Origin of the sequence: Prauserella sediminis (assembly GCF_014195435.1) — a bacterium.
Lineage (GTDB): Bacteria > Actinomycetota > Actinomycetes > Mycobacteriales > Pseudonocardiaceae > Prauserella > Prauserella salsuginis.
On the sequence record NZ_JACIBS010000002.1, the window covers coordinates 232,204 to 249,942 of the forward strand.

Annotated in this window: 15 protein-coding genes; 4 read left to right on the forward strand and 11 right to left on the reverse strand. The window is 70.3% G+C overall.

From position 1 onward, the window contains the following. The first annotated feature begins 16 nt into the window (after window positions 1-16). Complete coding sequence (gene kstR / locus FB384_RS19450; protein ID WP_183786117.1) at window positions 17-661, forward strand: cholesterol catabolism transcriptional regulator KstR; 645 nt, start codon at window positions 17-19, stop codon at window positions 659-661. 65 nt (window positions 662-726) lie between these two features. Here the strand turns inward: kstR and FB384_RS19455 are convergent, their stop codons facing one another. The 6 genes from FB384_RS19455 to FB384_RS26535 all read right to left on the reverse strand — a co-directional run bounded on the left by FB384_RS19455 (window position 727) and on the right by FB384_RS26535 (window position 10,859). Beyond that, window positions 727-1,560, reverse strand: coding sequence for an LLM class F420-dependent oxidoreductase (locus FB384_RS19455; protein ID WP_183786410.1), 834 nt, complete (start codon window positions 1,558-1,560; stop codon window positions 727-729). A 123-nt stretch (window positions 1,561-1,683) separates the two neighbouring features. Next, window positions 1,684-4,920 (reverse strand): fused isobutyryl-CoA mutase/GTPase IcmF, encoded by a 3,237-nt coding sequence (gene icmF, locus FB384_RS19460; RefSeq protein ID WP_183786119.1) that lies wholly within the window; start codon window positions 4,918-4,920, stop codon window positions 1,684-1,686. A gap of 108 nt (window positions 4,921-5,028) precedes the next feature. Further along, a complete protein-coding gene (locus FB384_RS19465) occupies window positions 5,029-5,652 on the reverse strand; it encodes a GTP-binding protein (RefSeq protein ID WP_183786121.1) in 624 nt (207 codons plus the stop codon). Continuing rightward, window positions 5,633-6,280: a DUF742 domain-containing protein gene (locus tag FB384_RS26915; protein ID WP_228726485.1), complete on the reverse strand. Its 648-nt coding sequence runs from the start codon at window positions 6,278-6,280 to the stop codon at window positions 5,633-5,635. Before FB384_RS26915 ends, FB384_RS19465 begins: the two co-directional genes overlap by 20 nt. An 8-nt stretch (window positions 6,281-6,288) precedes the next feature. Further along, window positions 6,289-6,741: a roadblock/LC7 domain-containing protein gene (locus FB384_RS19475; RefSeq protein WP_030533451.1), complete on the reverse strand. Its 453-nt coding sequence runs from the start codon at window positions 6,739-6,741 to the stop codon at window positions 6,289-6,291. Then, window positions 6,738-10,859, reverse strand: a complete 4,122-nt coding sequence (locus tag FB384_RS26535) for a nitrate- and nitrite sensing domain-containing protein (RefSeq protein WP_323985318.1) — start codon at window positions 10,857-10,859, stop codon at window positions 6,738-6,740. Before FB384_RS26535 ends, FB384_RS19475 begins: the two co-directional genes overlap by 4 nt. 1,143 nt (window positions 10,860-12,002) lie before the next feature. On the opposite strand from FB384_RS26535, the gene FB384_RS19485 reads away from it, so the two are divergent. The 3 genes from FB384_RS19485 to FB384_RS19495 all read left to right on the forward strand — a co-directional run bounded on the left by FB384_RS19485 (window position 12,003) and on the right by FB384_RS19495 (window position 14,502). After that, window positions 12,003-13,190: a type III PLP-dependent enzyme gene (locus FB384_RS19485; RefSeq protein ID WP_183786123.1), complete on the forward strand. Its 1,188-nt coding sequence runs from the start codon at window positions 12,003-12,005 to the stop codon at window positions 13,188-13,190. Continuing rightward, window positions 13,180-13,578: an adenosylmethionine decarboxylase gene (gene speD, locus FB384_RS19490; RefSeq protein WP_183786125.1), complete on the forward strand. Its 399-nt coding sequence runs from the start codon at window positions 13,180-13,182 to the stop codon at window positions 13,576-13,578. Before FB384_RS19485 ends, speD begins: the two co-directional genes overlap by 11 nt. Before the next feature lie 66 nt (window positions 13,579-13,644). Next, entirely contained in the window at window positions 13,645-14,502 is an 858-nt protein-coding gene (locus FB384_RS19495) for a spermidine synthase (RefSeq protein ID WP_183786412.1), read from the forward strand. On the opposite strand, the gene FB384_RS19500 is transcribed toward FB384_RS19495, so the two are convergent. From FB384_RS19500 to FB384_RS19520, 5 genes are all read right to left on the reverse strand, one after another. After that, entirely contained in the window at window positions 14,480-14,860 is a 381-nt protein-coding gene (locus FB384_RS19500) for a DUF3817 domain-containing protein (RefSeq protein ID WP_183786127.1), read from the reverse strand. The two genes, FB384_RS19495 and FB384_RS19500, sit on opposite strands and share 23 nt — an antisense overlap. A gap of 4 nt (window positions 14,861-14,864) precedes the next feature. After that, window positions 14,865-15,311, reverse strand: a complete 447-nt coding sequence (locus FB384_RS19505) for a hypothetical protein (protein ID WP_183786129.1) — start codon at window positions 15,309-15,311, stop codon at window positions 14,865-14,867. Between the two features lie 96 nt (window positions 15,312-15,407). Next, the gene (locus FB384_RS19510) at window positions 15,408-16,241 is read right to left on the reverse strand and encodes a lytic transglycosylase domain-containing protein (protein WP_183786131.1); all 834 of its coding nucleotides are present in this window, start codon (window positions 16,239-16,241) and stop codon (window positions 15,408-15,410) included. Between the two features lie 415 nt (window positions 16,242-16,656). Further along, entirely contained in the window at window positions 16,657-17,160 is a 504-nt protein-coding gene (locus FB384_RS19515) for a helix-turn-helix transcriptional regulator (protein WP_183786133.1), read from the reverse strand. A 356-nt stretch (window positions 17,161-17,516) separates the two neighbouring features. Beyond that, the gene (locus FB384_RS19520) at window positions 17,517-17,684 is read right to left on the reverse strand and encodes a hypothetical protein (protein WP_183786135.1); all 168 of its coding nucleotides are present in this window, start codon (window positions 17,682-17,684) and stop codon (window positions 17,517-17,519) included. Window positions 17,685-17,739 lie beyond the last annotated feature (55 nt).

Consider the following 17,739-nt stretch of genomic DNA (forward strand, 5'->3'; position numbering starts at 1 on the left):
ATCAGGAGAGATGCCGATGGCAAGCAAGCCCAAGGCGCCGGCCTCGTCGAAGACGGCGTCCCGGAGCTCGACCGCTCTCGGCCCGATGGGCGGGGACGAGCCCGGGACGGCGGCACAGCGCGACCGGCGCAAGCGCATCCTCGACGCGACGCTCGCCCTCGCGGCGAAGGGCGGCTACGACGCCGTGCAGATGCGTACCGTGGCCGAACGCGCCGACGTCGCCCTCGGCACTCTCTACCGCTACTTCCCGTCCAAGATCCACCTGCTCGTGTCCGGACTCGCGCGCGAGTTCGAACGAGCACAGGACAAGCTCGACCGCGGCAGCATCCCGGGCGAGACGTCCACCGAGCGACTGCTCGTGGTCCTGGGCCGCAACACCCGCATGATGCAACGGGACCCGCATCTCACCGAGGCGATGGTGCGGGCGTTCATGTTCGCCGACACCACGGCGGCGGCCGAGGTCGAACAGGTCGGCGCCATGATGGAGAACATGTTCGCCAAGGCGATGGGCATCGAGGAGCCCACCGACCACGACCGCGACGTCTTCCACGTGATCGCCGACGTCTGGATGGCCAACCTCGTTGCCTGGGTCACCCGCCGTGCGTCCGCGGCGGACGTCGCCAAACGCCTCGAGTTGTCGGTCCACCTGCTCCTCGACTGAACCGTCAGGGCGTTCCCCCGCAAACCCCGCGGTCCGAGGGAACGCCCGCACGATCCGCCGGACTCTCAGCTGCCGTAGCGCTGCGCGAAGGCGGCGAACTCGTCGAGTTCCCGCAGCGTGTCCGATTCCGGCGCGGTCTCGAGCATGAAGGTCACGTGGTCGACACCGGCCTCGGCCCACCCCGCGATCACCTTCTCGTCGGCGGGCGCCCCGAAGATCGCCATCGGCACATCCGGCTTCCCCTGCTCGGCGAACCAGTCCTGCGCCTGCCGGATCTCGTCCGGGCTGGTGTGCGGCCGCGGCAACCAGCCGTCGCCCCAGGCGACGGTACGGCGCAACGCCGCCGGACTCTCACCGCCCACATAGATCGGTGGATGCGGCGTGGCGGCCGGCTTCGGCCACGCGTACACGGGGTCGAAGTCCACGAACCGGCCGTGGAACTCGGCCTGCTCCTCGGTCCACAGCCGGGTCAACGCCTCCAGCTGCTCGTTCATCAGTGCGCCGCGGGTCGCCGGGTCCACGCCGTGGTTGCGCATTTCCTCACGGTTCCATCCGACACCGACGCCGAGCACGAACCGGCCGTCCGACACCAGATCCAGGCTGGCGCCCTCGTTCGCGGTGTGGATCAGATCACGCTGTGGCAGCAGGGCGATTCCCGTGCCCACGGTCAGCTCCCGCGTCGTCGCGGCGGCCGCGGTGAGCGCCACGAACGGGTCGAGCGTGCGGTAATACTTGCGCGGCAGGTCACCGCCGTCGGGATACGGCGACTCCCTGCTGACGGGGATGTGGGAATGCTCGGCGAGGAACAGCGAGCTCAGGCCCCGTTCCTCCAGCGCCGCACCCAGTCGGCCCGGCCGGATTCCCTCGTCGGTCACGAACGTCGAAACACCGAACTTCATACCCATGCCCAACCGGCCGCCCTCGGCATGCATTCCCGGAACGGACAACCGGGGACCAAAGACAGGTCACTCCCTCCGCCGAGGCCGTGACCGGCGGAGGGAGTGGTGCCCGACCGATCGCGGTCAGACGTTGCGTCGGTACTGGCCGCCCACCTCGAAGAACGCCTCGGTGATCTGCCCGAGCGAGCACACCCGCGCCGCGTCCATGAGGACGGCGAACACGTTCTCGTCCCGTGCCGCCGCGTCCCGCAGCCGCGTCAGCTGCACCTGGGCCTCGGCGTGGTTCCTCGTCTGGAAGTCCTCGAGGCGCTGCAGCTGCGAGCGCTTCTCGTCCTCGGTGGCACGGGCGAGTTCGACCTCGCCCTCCGCCTCGTCGTCGTCCGGGTTGCGGAACGTGTTCACCCCGACGATCGGCAGCTCGCCGTTGTGCTTGAGCCGCTCGTAGGTGATCGACTCGTCCTGGATCTTGCCGCGCTGATAACCGGTCTCCATCGCGCCGAGCACACCGCCGCGTTCGGAGATGCGCTCGAACTCGGTGAGCACGGCCTCCTCCACGAGGTCGGTGAGCTCGTCGATGATGAACGATCCCTGCAGCGGGTTCTCGTTCTTCGACAGGCCCCATTCCTTGTTGATGATCATCTGGATGGCCATGGCACGGCGCACCGAACTCTCGCTCGGGGTCGTGATCGCCTCGTCGTAGGCGTTGGTGTGCAACGAGTTGGCGTTGTCGTACAGCGCGCACAACGCCTGCAGCGTCGTGCGGATGTCGTTGAAGTTCATCTCCTGCGCGTGCAGCGACCGCCCCGAGGTCTGCACGTGGTACTTGAGCTTCTGCGACCGCTCCCCCGCGCCGTAGCGTTCGCGCATCGCCACGGACCAGATCCGGCGGGCCACCCGGCCCAGCACCGAGTACTCGGCGTCCATGCCGTTGGAGAAGAAGAACGACAGGCTGGGGGCGAACTCGTCGATGTCCATGCCCCTGGCCAAATAGGACTCGACGTAGGTGAAGCCGTTGGCCAGCGTGAACGCCAGCTGCGAGATCGGGTTCGCCCCGGCCTCGGCGATGTGATAGCCCGAAATGGACACCGAGTAGAAGTTCCGGACGCCGTGTTCGATGAACCACTCCTGGATATCCGACATCATCCGGAGGCTGAACTCGGTGGAGAAGATACAGGTGTTCTGCCCCTGGTCCTCCTTGAGGATGTCGGCCTGCACCGTGCCGCGCACCTGCCGCAGTGTCCACTCGCGAATCTCGGCGGCCTCGTCGGCGCTCGGCTCGCGCCCGTGCTCCGAACGGAACACGTCCACCCGCTGGTCGATCGCCGTGTTCAGGAAGAACGCCAGGATCGTCGGAGCGGGACCGTTGATGGTCATCGAGACCGACGTCGACGGCGCCGTGAGGTCGAAGCCGTCGTAGAGCGCCTTCATGTCGTCGAGCGTCGCGATGGAGACACCCGACGTGCCCACCTTGCCGTAGATGTCCGGGCGGGTGTCCGGATCGAAACCGTAGAGCGTCACCGAGTCGAACGCCGTCGACAGTCGCTTTGCCTCGGAGTCGGCGGACAGGTACTTGAACCGCCGGTTCGTCCGGAACGCATCACCTTCGCCGGCGAACATGCGGGCCGGATCCTCGCCGTCGCGCTTGAACGGGAACACGCCCGCGGTGTACGGGAAGTAGCCGGGCAGGTTCTCGCGCCGCAGGAACGACACGAGTTCGCCCTTGTCCTTGTACCGCGGCAACGCCACGCGCGGAATCCTGCTGCCGGAGAGCGTGTCCCGCCACAGCTCGGTGCGGATCTCCTTGTCCCGCACCGTGAACGCGAGCTCCTCGCCGCGGTAGGACTCGGACAGCTCCTCCCAACGGCCGAGCAGCTCGGTCGTCTTGCCGTCCACGTCGGACTCGGCACGTTCGAGCAGACGGTCGAGCGCCGCTGCGTCCCCGCCGTCGGCGGCGAGCGCCTCCCTGGCCACGGCGAAGTGCTCGCGGGTGCGCACGGCGTCGGCCTGACGTTCGGTCTCGGCGTGGTAGCCGCGCACGGTCTCGGCGATCTCCGCCAGGTACCGGACCCGGTGCTGCGGGATGATCGTCGCCGTCTGCGTCGACACCTTGCCCTCGACCTGCTCCAGCGTCCCCGCCGACACCGACAGCCCGCCGTCGGCCAGCATGTCGCGCAGCTCCTGGTACAGCGCCGTGACGCCGTCGTCGTTGAACGTGGCCGCGCTCGTGCCGTAGACGGGCATGTCCTCGGGGTCGGAACCGAACGCCTCACGGTTGCGCACCAGCTGCCGTGCGACGTCACGGCGCGCGTCCTCGGCGCCGCGCCGTTCGAACTTGTTGATCGCCACCACGTCGGCGAAGTCGAGCATGTCGATCTTCTCGAGCTGCGAGGCCGCGCCGAACTCGGGCGTCATGACATACAGCGAGTGGTCGACGTGGTCGACGATCCCCGCGTCACCCTGGCCGATACCGGGGGTCTCGACGATGACGAGGTCGAATCCGGCCGCCTTACAGGCCAGCACGGTCTCGTCGAGGCCCTGCGGGATCTCGCCACTGGTGGTGCGCGTGGCCAGCGACCGGAAGAACACGCGGTCGCCGTCGAGACAGTTCATCCGGATGCGGTCGCCGAGCAGTGCACCACCGCCGCGGCGGCGCGTCGGGTCGACCGCCAGCACCGCGATCCGGAGCTTGTCCTCCTGGTCGTTGCGGAACCGGCGCACGAGTTCGTCGGTCAGCGACGACTTGCCGGACCCTCCGGTGCCGGTAATACCGAGCACGGGCACCGTCCGCGCCTGGGCCGCCTCGCGGACGGCACCGAGCCACTCGGCGGACAGGACACCCTGCTGCAGCTGCGAGACCACTCGCGACAGCGTCCGGGTATCACCCGCCAACAGCTGGTCCAGGTCGCCGGCGGGCTGCTGGGCCAGGTCGACGTCGCACTCCCGGACCATGTGGTTGATCATGCCCGGCAGGCCGAGCTCCAGCCCGTCCTCCGGTGAAAAGATCCGCGCCACACCGCGCGAGTGCAGCAGGTCGATCTCGTCCTGGACGATGACGCCGCCGCCACCACCGAACACCTTCACATGGCCCGCCCCGCGTTCCCGGAGCAGCTCGACCAGGTACGAGAAGTACTCGACGTGGCCGCCCTGATACGCGCTGATGGCCACGCCCTGCACATCCTCGGTGATGGCGGCCGTCACGACCTCGTCGACGGAGCGGTTGTGCCCGAGGTGGATCACCTCCGCACCCTGCGCCTGCAGGATGCGCCGCATGATGTTGATCGAGGCATCGTGTCCGTCGAACAGACTCGCCGCAGTGACGAACCGGACGGGATGCACAGGCTGGTGCAGCTCGGTGGTCATGCCACCAAAATACTTGGACTTCCTACTAATTCAAAGCCGCAGTCGACCGTGACGACGGTCTCTCCCGCCCGCGGTGGCCGCGGAAGCACGGCCGCCGGGGTCGTCCACTCAGCCGACAGGCTTCGGAGCCGCGGCGCCGCGCACCGCCAGCCACTGCTGCATGGCGTATTCGACCATCGTGATCAGCGTCTGCTTGGTCGATTCGCGTTGCCGGGCGTCGCAGCGCACCAGTGGGATGCTCTCGTCGATCGACAGCGCCTCCCGCACGTCACCCAGGTCGTGCTGGAGCACACCGTCGAAGGTGTTGACGCCGACGATGTACGGCAGGCCCCGGTCCTCGAAGAAGTCGATGGGTGCGAACGAGTCGGCGAGGCGCCGGGTGTCGGCCAGTACGACGGCGCCGATCGCGCCGCGCACCAGGTCGTCCCACATGAACCAGAAGCGCTCCTGGCCGGGCGTGCCGAACAGGTACAGGATCAGGTCCTCGTCGAGCGAGACGCGACCGAAATCCATGGCCACCGTGGTGGTGGACTTGTTCGGCGTCGCCGCCGTGTCGTCGATGCCGGTGCTCGCGTCCGTCATCATCGCCTCGGTCGTCAACGGCACGATCTCGGACACCGAACCGACGAATGTTGTCTTGCCCGCGCCGAATCCGCCTGCCACGACGATCTTCGCCGAGGTCATCGTCTGCGGCGCGGCCTGGCGCGGTGCCTTAAAGCCGACGGAGTCCACTCAACACCCTTTCCATCAACGTAAAATGCGCTTCGGCGTTCTCGCTGCCCGCCACGGTGCGGTGCACGGTCACCAACCCCGTGTCCGCCGCGTCGCTGATCAGCACTCGCGCCACTCCGAGCGGCACCTGCAGAACCGCTGCGATCTCGGCCACCGAACGCGGAGTCCGGCATTCTTCCATGATGACCTGATGCTCGAGCTGATCGGGGACCGGAAGGACCGCGGCATCACGGGTCGAGATCAGCGTCTCGAGTTCCAGCGGGTAGTTCGCTTTCGTCCGGCCGCCGGTGATGGCGTAAGGACGGACGAAACCGGTTTCCTCAGCCGCCAGCGGCGGTGCCACCGGCTCGACGGGGATGGGTTCGGCCGACACAAACTGCTCCTCTCCGGTCCATGACCGGTCGTGGTCCTCCTCACCGGGCCACACCACGTCGGTGGGTTCGGCCGGTGCGGACGACGCTGCTTCCCGGCTGTCGTGCTCGCCGGTTGCTTCCCGACTGTCGTCGGGCTCGTCCCTGCGCTTGCCGCTCTTGCGGCCGCGCAGTCCGGACGTGAGCGCGAAGCCGTTGAGCACGTCAGCGATCGCGCTCTCGTCGTTCCCGCTCCCGAATCCGGAGTCAGTGCTCATCGCTACGGTCATCCCACCGATCCGCCGACCAGCGGGCCGCCCGCGCCCTGGAGCTGCGCACGCAGCTCGGGCGTCAGGATCTGCCCGACCCGGTCGACGAGGAGCGTCATCTCGTACGCCACCTGACCGATGTCGCAGTTCGGCGCGGCCAGCACGGCCAGGCACGAACCGTCACTGATGGACATCAGCACCATGATGCCGAGTTCCATTTCGACGACCGTCTCGTTGACGGCGCCCGCCTCGAAGCAACGGGCGGCACCCTGGGTCAGGCTGATCAGGCCGGAGGCGACGGCGGCGAGCTGGTCGGCGCGGTCGAGCGGCAGCCGGTTCGACGCGGTGAGTAGCAACCCATCCGCCGACACGACGACGGCATGCGCCACGCCCGGCACTCGCTCGGCGAAGTCGTTCACCAGCCATCCGAACTGGTTCTGTTGGGGCTGAGCCCGATCCGGCGCGGTCATTCACCCTCCACTTTCTGTTCACTGCTGTCGCTCGCCTGAGCGGTCCGATGCCGGCCTCGGCGAATTCCCTGCTGGAAACTGCTGAGCCTGCCCTGCACGTCGGCGGGGTCACGCTCGCGCCGCGGCCGGCTACCCGCCGGTCCCGTCGACGTCGCACTGCCCGGCATGAGCTGCTGGCCGCGCTGGCGGCGGGGCAACCCGGCCGGGGTGTAACCGGTCGGCGCCGCATCCGACGCCGACTCCACCGTCCGCCACCGCTCGTCCGCGGCGAACGTCCAGTCGGACGTGGCGGCCGGGCTCCCCTCGGTGTCGGCTGCTTCCCTGGTCCCGGCTTCGGTGGTCGCCGCTTCCGTGGTCGCCGCTTCCGTGGTCGCCGCTTCCGTCGTCACGGCTTCCGTGGTCGTGGCTTCGGCGCCCGCGGTGCTGGCCGCGTCATCCTCAGCCGTAGCGCCTGCGGTCGCCGGCTCGGCGGTCGCAGCGCTCGCGTCGGCCTGCGTCGCCTCCGCACGGACGCCGTTCACCGGTGAGGTGCCGTCGGCCGCCGGGTTCGCCTGCGGCTGCGGAGTCGTCGCCGAGGCGGGCCGCGGCTTGCGCCGCCGCTGCGGCAGGCCCGCCGCGGTCGTCGGCGCGTCGGCCCCGGAGCGCCGGGGCTGCGGGCCCCGTCCGCCCGGTGCCGCCGACCCCGACTCCCGCGACTTCGGGGTCGGCGATGCAGCGTCCTGCGACGCCGAGTCCTGAGAAGCGGAGTCCTGAGAAGCGGAGTCCTGCGCTGTGGCGTTCTCCGAGGCGTTCGCCGAGGCCGGTGTCGCCGTCCCGTGCCCTGCCGTCTCCTGCGCTGCCGTCTCCGGTGCCGTCGCATCCGGCGCCGTGCTCTGGGAGTCGGCGGCGGCCCGGTCGGCGGCTGCCGCGACGCCGTTCACGGGCGCGTCCGATGCCGTCGTGGCGTCGGCCTGGTCCTCCGGGTCCTTCCTGCGCCGACCGCGGCTGACGCCCTGCTGGAAACTGCTCAGGCGGCTGCGCACGCCCGAGGCGTCCCGCGGAGGCTTCGGCGCCTCGTGTGACACGCCGTTCACGGCACCGCTGTCGGCGTCCGACGCGCTGCCCGGCATCAGCTTCCGGCCGCGCTGCCGCTGGGGCAGGCCCGCCGACGTGTAGCCCGCGGGTTCGTCGGCGGCCGACCGACGACGCGGGTCGGTCGACGTACCCCAACCCTGGTCCTCGTGTCCGTCCGAAGTGCTGCGGAACCAGGCCGACAGCATGTCGTTGAAGATCGGCGTGCCCTCGGAGCCGTCCTTCTGCTTCGGTTTCGGTTCGGGAGCCGGCGGCTGCTTGGCCGACGTCGCGGCGTTCCACCAGTCGGTGACCTCGGTGTCCGGCGCTGCGAACAGGGCGGACCCACCGAGACCGGAGCTCGGCGCGGCCGCACCGTTCCGGTCCGCGTCGTCGGGCTCCGCAGCGGCGTCCGACGTGCCGTCGGATCCGGCCGCGGCACCGGTGCCCGCCGATCCGCCGGACCGCGAACTCCCGTCGTGGGAGGTGCGGCTCGCACCCGGCTTGCGGCGCGGAAGGTTCGGCTTGGCGCCGTTCCGCGTTCCCGAGCCGGTCCCGTCGCTCGACGATTCGGAGCCGCTCTCGTGGTCCTGGTCCTCGGCATCGTGCTGTGATCCGGACCGTGGCTCGTCGGCCGGGCCGCCCTGCTGCGGGATCGGCAGGCCACCCTCGTCCGCCGTCGAGCGCCCGTTTCGGTCGCCGCCGTTGCCTGGGCCGGACCCCGCCGCGTCGTCGTTCCCGGACGCCGGCCGGTCCGTGTCGCCACCCTGCTGTTCGGCACCGGTGACGGGGCTGAACAACGCCGTTCCGGACACCTCGGTTTCCGACGGAGCATCGCCGCCCTGGGTCAGCGGAGCGAAGGAGGCCGGCAGTGCCGAGCCGGCGGCACGGCGCTGCGGCAGTCCGCTGCTCGTCCCGGCGGCCCCGCCGTTGCCGGTGGCCGCCGTGCCGTTCGCAGCCGTGCCGTTCGCAGCCGTGCCGTTCGCAGCGGTCGGGCCACGGCCGGTGACCGCCCCGGTCGCCGAACCCGGCGTACCGGCAGGGCGTGCCGTGTCCCCGGGAGCGGTCTGCGCGAGCACCTCCGTGGGCGTCTGCTGTTCGACGATGACGACCTCGGAGGGCACGGTCACGACGGCCGTGACACCGGTGGAGTCCGGACCGCCCTGCAGGGCGATGCGGAAGCCGTGCCGCTCGGCCAGCCGGCCGACCACGAACAGGCCCATCCGCCGGGAGGTCGCGATGTCGACGGGACCGACGTCGCGGAGCCGGCCGTTGGCCTCCTCCAGTTCGGCCTCGTTCATACCGATGCCACGGTCGGTGATGTCGACCTGCAGCGCGCCGTCGTCCAGGAGCCTGCTGGAGAGCGTGACCCGAGTCTCCGGTGCGGAGAACGCGGTCGCGTTGTCGAGCAGCTCGGCCACCAGGCGGACGAGGTCGCCCGCGGCGTAGCCGACAACCCGCGCCGATGGCGGGGTGTTCACCACGACCCGCTGGTACTGCTCGATCTCGGACACGGCCGCACGGAGCACGTCGGTCGCCGACACCGGCCGACCGGACCTCCTGCCCGGCTCGTCACCGGACAGCACCATGAGGTTCTCGTTGTTGCGCCGCATCCGCGTGGCGAGGTGGTCGAGCTGGAACAGCGTGGCCAGCTGGTCGGCGTCCTCCTCGTCCCGTTCCAGCCGCTCGATGAGCTGCAGCTGCCGCTGCACGAGGCTCTGACTCCGCCGGGACAGGTTGACGAACACGCCCGCGAATCCCGCCCGCATACCGGCCTGCTCGACCGCGAGACGCAGCGCCTGGTTGTGCACGGCGTCGAACGCACGGGCGACCTGCCCGATCTCGTCATCGGTGGATACCGGGACGGGGCGCACGACCGGGTTCTGCGACTGGCCGTCCTGGATCGACCGGACGGCTTCAGGCAGCGCCCGGTCCGCCACGTCGAGCGCCGCGGTGCGCAGCACGTTCAGCGAACGCAGCAGCTGCCGCGTGATCACGAACACGACGACCGCGGCCAGGGCCAGTGCCAGGACGAACAGCACGGCCAGCCAGACCACCGCCGCGTGCGCACCGCTCGCGGCGTCGTCGGCGCCGGTCATGACCTCGTCGCCCAGCTGGCCCGCGAACTGCCCCGTCGAGGCGAACACGCCACCGGAGACGTCCTGCCACTGGCCCGCCGGGATCTCGTCGAACGCGGCGTCGGCGCCCTGCCCGGCGAGGAGTCCGCGCATGATCTGTTCGCGGTTGTCGAACGCCTCGCCGCGCACGGCCTCGTTGAAGGCGTTGCGCTGCTCGACGGTGGCCGCGCTGCCGAACTCGGTCAACCGGTCGTCCAGCCGCACCGCCGAGGTCCGGAGCTGGTCGAACTCGCTCGGGGCGAGTCCCCCGCGGTCGATGCCGTGCGCCACCAGCACCTGCTGGATCGACACCTCCTCACGGGCGACCAGGACATCGTGCAACGCGGTGGGAGTGCCACCCACGGCACGGTCGCCCATACCCGACACCGCGGCGACGTCGACCGCGAGCAGCGAGGACGTGATGACCGAGTAGGACTGTGCCGCCTGGATCGCGCCGAGCTGGCCGGTGCGGACCCGTTCCCGCAGCGACGAGAGGCGGTCGAGCTGCTCGTTCAGGTCGGCGCGCGGCTCGGTGAGCGCGTCGAGCTCGGCCCCCTCCGTGCCGAGCGCGGCCCGCACCGGACCCACCGCGCGGTCCACCTCGTCGCGGAGTTCGGTCAGCTGCGCCGAATCGGCACCGTTGCCCTGGGTGAGCGCGGCCGCGGTGGCGGTGCGCTCCCGCTGCAGGGCGTCGAGCAGCGTGCGGGATGCGGAGTTGAGCTCCGCCAGCTCCGCCACCCGGTCGTACCGGTCCGCTCGGTCGAGCTGGGCCGCGAGCGTCAGTCCGCCCAGCACCAGCGCGATGACGATGGGAATCACCGTGACGGCTCCGAGCTTGGCTGGCAGTTTCCAGTCCCGCCAGCGCGCCAGAGCCTTCCACGGGGACGGCTTCGGGGCGCCCTCTCCGAGAAGCTGCCCCACGGGCACTCGGCCTTCTCCTGCAACGGTCACGTACGTGACTCCCTCTCCGGCTCGCTCACGGCCACGACGATCTCCGGCCCGGTACGGCGCGGGGCGGCCCTGTCCGGGAGTCCGGCAGAGCACGCCGGCCCGGACGGACCGGCCGGGACCCGGCCTGTGCACCGCGCGCTGTACCGCATGTCTGGTCGTTCCTCCGTATCCGGCTTCTCCGGGACGGGCGCCGGATACGCCCGGCCTCGTGCCGGACACCGCCGCCGTGACGCCGCAGGCCCGAAGACCGCGGACGCCACCGACGCTGTCGCCACCCGACCCGTCGGCCCGGTCGCCGCTGTCGCTTCCGCCCGCCCCGGCCGTGCCGTCCTCCCCCACAGACACCGGCCGGCGAGTTGCGATCTGCAGGTTGAATCCACAGATCCGTGCCGTGGCACCCAATTCGCTTGGCCGGGGCGTCAGAAATCGTACAGCCAATCGGGTTGTCACCAAATGATCTCGACAGCCACAGCATGACCAGCGGAAATCGTCATTCACCCGACTCGGCGGCACTCGGTTTCCACTTTCCGGGAACACGGCGTGGGAATTTGGTTACTGAAGTCGCAGCAGCTTCCTGGTCAAGTTTCACCCACATGGATCAGACCTCAGCCTTGAACCCCTCCAGCAGTCCACCTCCACCGGGGCGGCGATTACGCAGCGAGTTCAAAGAGTCCCCGATCTTGTGGTGTATCCCGGATGCACCTACCCGGCCGGTGTCCCTCGAACCGGTGGTCCAGTCCTCTACCCCGCCGAAGGGACGCCGGCCGACTCACCCGTCCGCAGACCCCGCCCTCCGCCGTCTCCCCGCGCCGGTCGGCGGCATATCAGCGGCCTGATCACTACACCGTGCAACAGACCTCGCCTGTCAACCCTGGTGTCTGTCACCCGATTCAGCGACTTTTGCGACTCCCCTGAAAACGGAGAGCACAATTGCTGTGGTTCTACATCATCGGCCGCAATGCGGACAGAAATGACAGGGTGGCCATACCGTCCACCCACGGAATTCACGACACGCAACAGTTCCACGCGTGGCCTACACGGTTGGTGAATGGACGCCGCTCGGACCGGTGATCAAGTTGCACGCCGCACACTCACCCGGCCCAGGACCGGGCGCCGAGGTCAGGACCTGCGAACCTCACCCACGTGAACCACCGTGACCACACCCCGACACCGCCTCCGGCGTTACGACGGTTCCTGGCCGAGCACAACCCACCGACCCCGTGCCTCGTCGTGGACACCGACACCGTCGTGGCCCGGTACCGGGCACTCGTGGCGGCATTCCCGCAGGCCCGCATCCAGTACGCCGTCAAGGCCAATCCCGCCCACGAGGTCCTGCAGGGGTTGGCCGAGGAGGGCGCCTGGTTCGACGTCGCCAGCCCCGCCGAGATCGACCTGTGCCTGGCCGCGGGATCCGAAGGCCACACACTGTCCTACGGCAACACCATCAAGAAGCCGGCCGACATCGCCCACGCCCACGCCGCCGGCGTGGCGGAGTACACCTGCGAGGCCGGCAGCGATCTCCACGCCATCGCCGCTCACGCCCCCGGGGCGCAGGTCTCGGTGCGGCTCCTCGTGGACCCGCCGGACTCGGCGACGCCGTTCGGCCGCAAGTTCGGCTGCAGCCCCGCGCTCGCCACGGACCTGCTCGTCGAGGCGGCAGAGCTGGGTCTGGACCCGGTGGGCGTCAGCATCCACGTCGGCTCACAGCAACAGGACCCGGACGCGTGGGACGGCGCGATCGCGTCGGCCGCCTCCGTGTTCACCGAAACGGCAGCACGCGGCGTGCAGCTGCGCAGGCTCAACATCGGCGGAGGCCTGGCCACGAGCTACCGACGGCCCGCGCCGGACCCGGCCGACTACGCCGCCGCGATCGGCCGGTCCCTGCGCACGCATTTCCCCGACGGGGAACCGGAACTGGTCGTCGAACCCGGGCGCGCGATCGTCGCCGAGGCCGGGCTGATCCGCGCCGAGGTGGTCCTGGTGAGCCGCAAGGACCCGCACGACGACCACCGCTGGGTGTACCTCGACATCGGCCGCTACAACGGGCTCGCCGAAACCGAGAACGAGGCGATCACCTACCCCGTCGAACCCGTCGACCCCCGCGGCGGTCCCGACGGTCCGGTGATCCTGGCCGGCCCGACGTGTGACGGCGACGACGTGCTGTATCAGCGGACGCGGTACCGGTTACCCGAGTCCTTGCGCGCCGGGGACCGGATCGACATCCTTGCCGCCGGCGCGTACACGGCGAGTTACTCGTCGGTGGCGTTCAACGGCATTCCGCCACTCCGTACCTACTGCATCCGCGAAGGGAGGCCAACCGGTGCCGACTGACCGCAGCGACGTCGGTGCGTTCTCGGGAACGCACGTTCTCGCCGAGCTCGACGGTGTCGACCCACGGTTGCTCGACGACGAGCCGTTTCTGCGCGCCGCGCTGGCGCGCACGCTCACCGAGGCCGGCGCGACGGTCTGTGACGTCATCGCCCATCGGTTCCAGCCACAGGGGGTGACCGTGCTGGCGATGCTCGCCGAGTCCCACGCGTCGGTGCATACGTACCCGGAGATCGGGGCGGCGTTCGTGGACGTGTTCACGTGCGGTGACCGCGCCGACCCCGCTCATGCCGTCCAGCTGCTCGGCGACGCCCTGAGCAGCGGGCCGGTGACCATGTCCACCGTCCGGCGCGGCCACCCCGCCCGGCAGACGACCATGACAGGAGGGTGAGGCGTGTCCCCCACCAGCACCGGATCCGCCACCGCGACCGAGATCGTCGAACCGCTCGCCGACGGCATGACCCGTACCTGGCGGGTCGACGAGGTGGTGGTCGACACGACGACCGAGTTCCAGCACGTCGTGATCGGCCGCACCGCCCACGGCCTCACCCTGTTCTGCGACGGCGAGCGGCAGAGCACCGACGCCACCCAGCTCGTCTACCACGAGGCGCTGACCGTGCCGCCGCTGCTGCTGGCCGACCAGGTGCGTTCCGTGTTGATCATCGGTTCGAGCGAAGGTGTCGCGAGTGCGATGGCCCTCGCGCACGGGGCGGCACGGGTGGACCACGTCGACATCGACGCCGAGACGGTCCGCCTGTGCGCCCGGCACCTGCCCTACGGCTACACCGAGGCCGAGCTGGCCGCCGCCGAGTCGCACGACGGACCGGTGCGGATGCACTACCGCGACGGCTTCGACTTCCTGGCCTCGGCCGAGTCCGCGGGCACCCGCTACGACGTCGTGCTGATCGACCTACCTGACGAGAGCGAAGATCCCGAGGCTCAGCACAACCGCCTCTACGAGGCCGATTTCCTGCGGCGATGCGCCGGCCTGCTCGCCCCCGGCGGCGTGGTGACCTGCCAGGGCGGCTGTCCCACGATGTGGCGCAACCGCACGCTCGTCGCCGCATGGCGGCGATTCACCGAGCTGTTCGACACCGCCGTCTACTACGGCTCCGACGAACACGAGTGGGCGTTCCTGTCGGGCAGGCACGACCGGATCGGCGACCCGGTGGCCACGATGCAGGACCGGCTCGCGGCCGTCACCGCGGGCGGCGAGGGCTACCGACCCGAGTCGATCGACGCCGAGGCATTGCGGGCGGGCACCGTGCCCCCGCATGCGGTGCGGACGTCGGTCAGAGCTTCTTCCCCGCGGTGACCCGCTGGTGGACCTTGCGCTCGACCCAGAACGACAGCAGCGGCACGCATCCGGCAAGCAGTACGCCGATCGTGCCCTTCACCGACCAACGGGCCTTGAGCGCGAGGTCCACCGCCAGCACCAGGTAGATCATGTAGACGACGCCGTGGATCGGCGAGTACACCGCCGACGGGCCCGCGTTGTCGAAGCCGTAGCGGATCACCATCACGACCACCAGCCCGAGCAGCCCGATACCGGTGGCGAAGGCGGCGACGCGGAACCGGGCCAGTGGCCCGCGCAACGATCCCGGGGCCTGGCCGCCCGTGGCGGTCGTGGCCGCGGTGTTCCCGCCGTCGGCGTCGCGGTCGGTCGTCACCATGTCGTCACTTCACCTCTTGGTCACGTGCGTTGAGCTCGGCCAGGTACCGGTTGTACGCGGCGAGTTCGGCGTCGGCGGGGTCTTCCCGGTCGCTTCCGTCACTGTCGGACCTGCGCCACTTCGGGGCGGGGCGCCGGGCGGGTTCGCGGGAATCGGCCACCGGGGCGGACGGATCACCGGTCTGAGCCGTGGCGTGGCCGTGCTCGGCGCCGGATCCGTCGGTGGCCTCGTCGGCCCTGCGGCGGCTCAGTACCCGCCACCGCCAGACCATGAACGCGGGAAACAGCCCGAACAGCGGCCACTGCAGGACGTAGCCGAGGTTCTGGAACGTTCCGCCTGCCGAGGAGAATCGGTCCCACTGCCACCAGGCCAGTCCGAAGCACACCACCATGGCCGCGACACACAGCAGCGTGATGCCCACGGCACGGCCGGTGACGGAGCGGGGATTCACGTCTCCGACGCTAGCACTCCCACCGCCGCGACCGCGGTCACACACCCCCGGGCCACGGAGGTCGGGCCCGCACCACGGGTGGCCCGGCGGGACCGCTCAGCCTCGCGAGCCCGCGGCCTGCGCCGCGTAGCCGTCGGCGAGACCGAAGACCTTCTGCGCGTACTCGACGGAGTTGTTGTAGGACATGATCCCGGCCCACCAGCCGTCGGCTCCGGACATGTCCCGGCCGCCGGCGCACAGGTAGCGCGCCGCGGTGACGGCGGCGTCGTCGATCTGCTGCGGATCGGCCCGGCCGTCGCCGTTGCCGTCACTGGCGTAGCGCACCCAGGTACTCGGGATGAACTGCATGGGCCCGACGGCCCGGTCGTGCCGGCGATCGCCGTCGAGTCGGCCGCCGTCGGTGTCGGTGATGCTGCGGACACCGGGGGTTCCGTTGAGGGGCACACCGATGATCGGGCCCGAGGGCCTGCCGTCCTGCTGGAGTGTGACGCCGCCGTAACGGCCGTGGTCGGATTCGACACGGCCGATGCCTGCCAGCGTGGCCCAGGAGACGCGGCACTCCGGCTCGTGCTCGCGCATCGCGAGCTCCGCGTAGCCGTAGGCCCGCAGCGCGCGGGCCGGCACACCGGTGGCCGCCGCGGTGTGTTCGGCCCAGGCGTCGAGTGAATCGGCGGGACGTTCCCGCCCACCGCCACTGCTGGCACCCGGGTCCGAACGCGGTTCCGGCGCCACCGACGCCTGCTCGGCGGGAGCAGCCGAGCCGGGCGTCACACGTGCCGGTTCGATGTCGCGCGCGGGCACGTCGGTCGTCGTCGGGCTCGCCTCCGGCGTCGCCGCGCCGGCCGCCAGCCAGACGCCACCCGCACCGAGGGCGAGCACGAGCAGGACGATTCCCAGTCGCGCCGCCACGGGCCTCAGTCCCGGCATCATGCCGCCACGGTGCTGCCCACCGTCCCCGGTTCCCGCTGTGCGCACCGCCTGGCCTTTCCGTGCACCGATTCACCCGTGGGGCTAACGAACGGAGGCACCGTAACGTTACGCCCGTCCGGTGACGGGGACGGCACGCCGAACGGATCGTCACGCGCGATCGGCCGTCACGGCGGGCCGGCCCGCACCGGGACGACTCCCGCCGCACCGTGCACGCCGAACGGCTCCGTAGGACACCGCACGCCGCACCGCGCACGCCGGGCAGCGCCGCAGCGTCCGTCCGTACACGGGCCGGCGGCTTCCGCAGGCCCGGACACGTGCGACAGCGCCGTTGCCCGCCCGCACCGGTACCTGCCTCCACCGGTACCCGCCTGCATCATGGCCCGGCGGCCCGGCGCCCGGTGGCCCGGCGGCGCTCTCAGCTCGCGGCGTCGCGGCGCTGCCGCGCCAAGCGGGCCACGCACCAGGCGGGCGCGCTGCCCCTGCGCAGGTGTTCGAGGACCGTGAGAGGACCGAGCCACTTGGCGAGATCGTCCGGGGTCAGCCCGGCCGCGCGGTAGTCGAGCGCCCGCTGGTCGAGCGGGCTGATGCCGGCATCCCACCACGCCTCGGCCTCGCGCACGTCACCGAGCATCTGCCACCACCCCGCGGCGGCGACGAGAAGCTCGTCGGGCGCCTCGGGCAACCGCTGCCGCATGGCGTCCAGATAGGTGGTGTCGGCGCTGTCGAGAGCGGCCCACGCACCGGCACCCGCCGCACCCCGCTGCCCCGGAATCCCGGGGGCCTGCTGGGCCGCCTGTGCCGTCCGCGGGGCCTCGGCGAGCCAGGACGTGGCGATGCGGTGCGCCTCGACCTCCTCGGCGCTCTGTTCACGCTCAGAGGTCCACTGCTGGATGACCGCGTCAACGCCGGGATCGTGCATCCCTGCCTCCTTCTGCAACGCACATCGGAGTCGCTTGCGGAAAGACCGAGAACAACGTGCTCACCAGAGCAACGCTGTTCGAACTGCCGCCGGGCAATCGTCGAATCGGCCCGATCACGCAATGTGAGCACCGTAGGAGAGCGACTCGGCTCCACGCCAGACCCTCTCGGCGACAGATTCGGTGACCTGCACTTTAGGCCTCGGAATCCACCCGGATGGTCCAGTCCGCCGCCCGAAAACGCCCTGGATATACGCTGTGTGATCGCATTCTTCAGGTGGTCACGACGTTTTGCCGGTGCCGGGTTTCGAGCACCGGACGACGAACTGTCCATGATGTGGATACTGCGGCGTAACCGTCAGGAAAAGAGGCGCTCCACAAAGGTCACGAGAGCCTGGGCACCGTCTCCCAGCCAGCCCAGGGCGGTCTGCACGGCGTCGGCCGACTCGGTGGGTTTGCTGATCAACAGGAACAGGACGAGAGCGACGACGCCGAAGATGAGGAATTTCTTGAGTCCCGGTGACATCGCTCCACTCAATTCTTCACATCGGCGGCCGGTCGCGTCTCCCACCGGTTCCGCC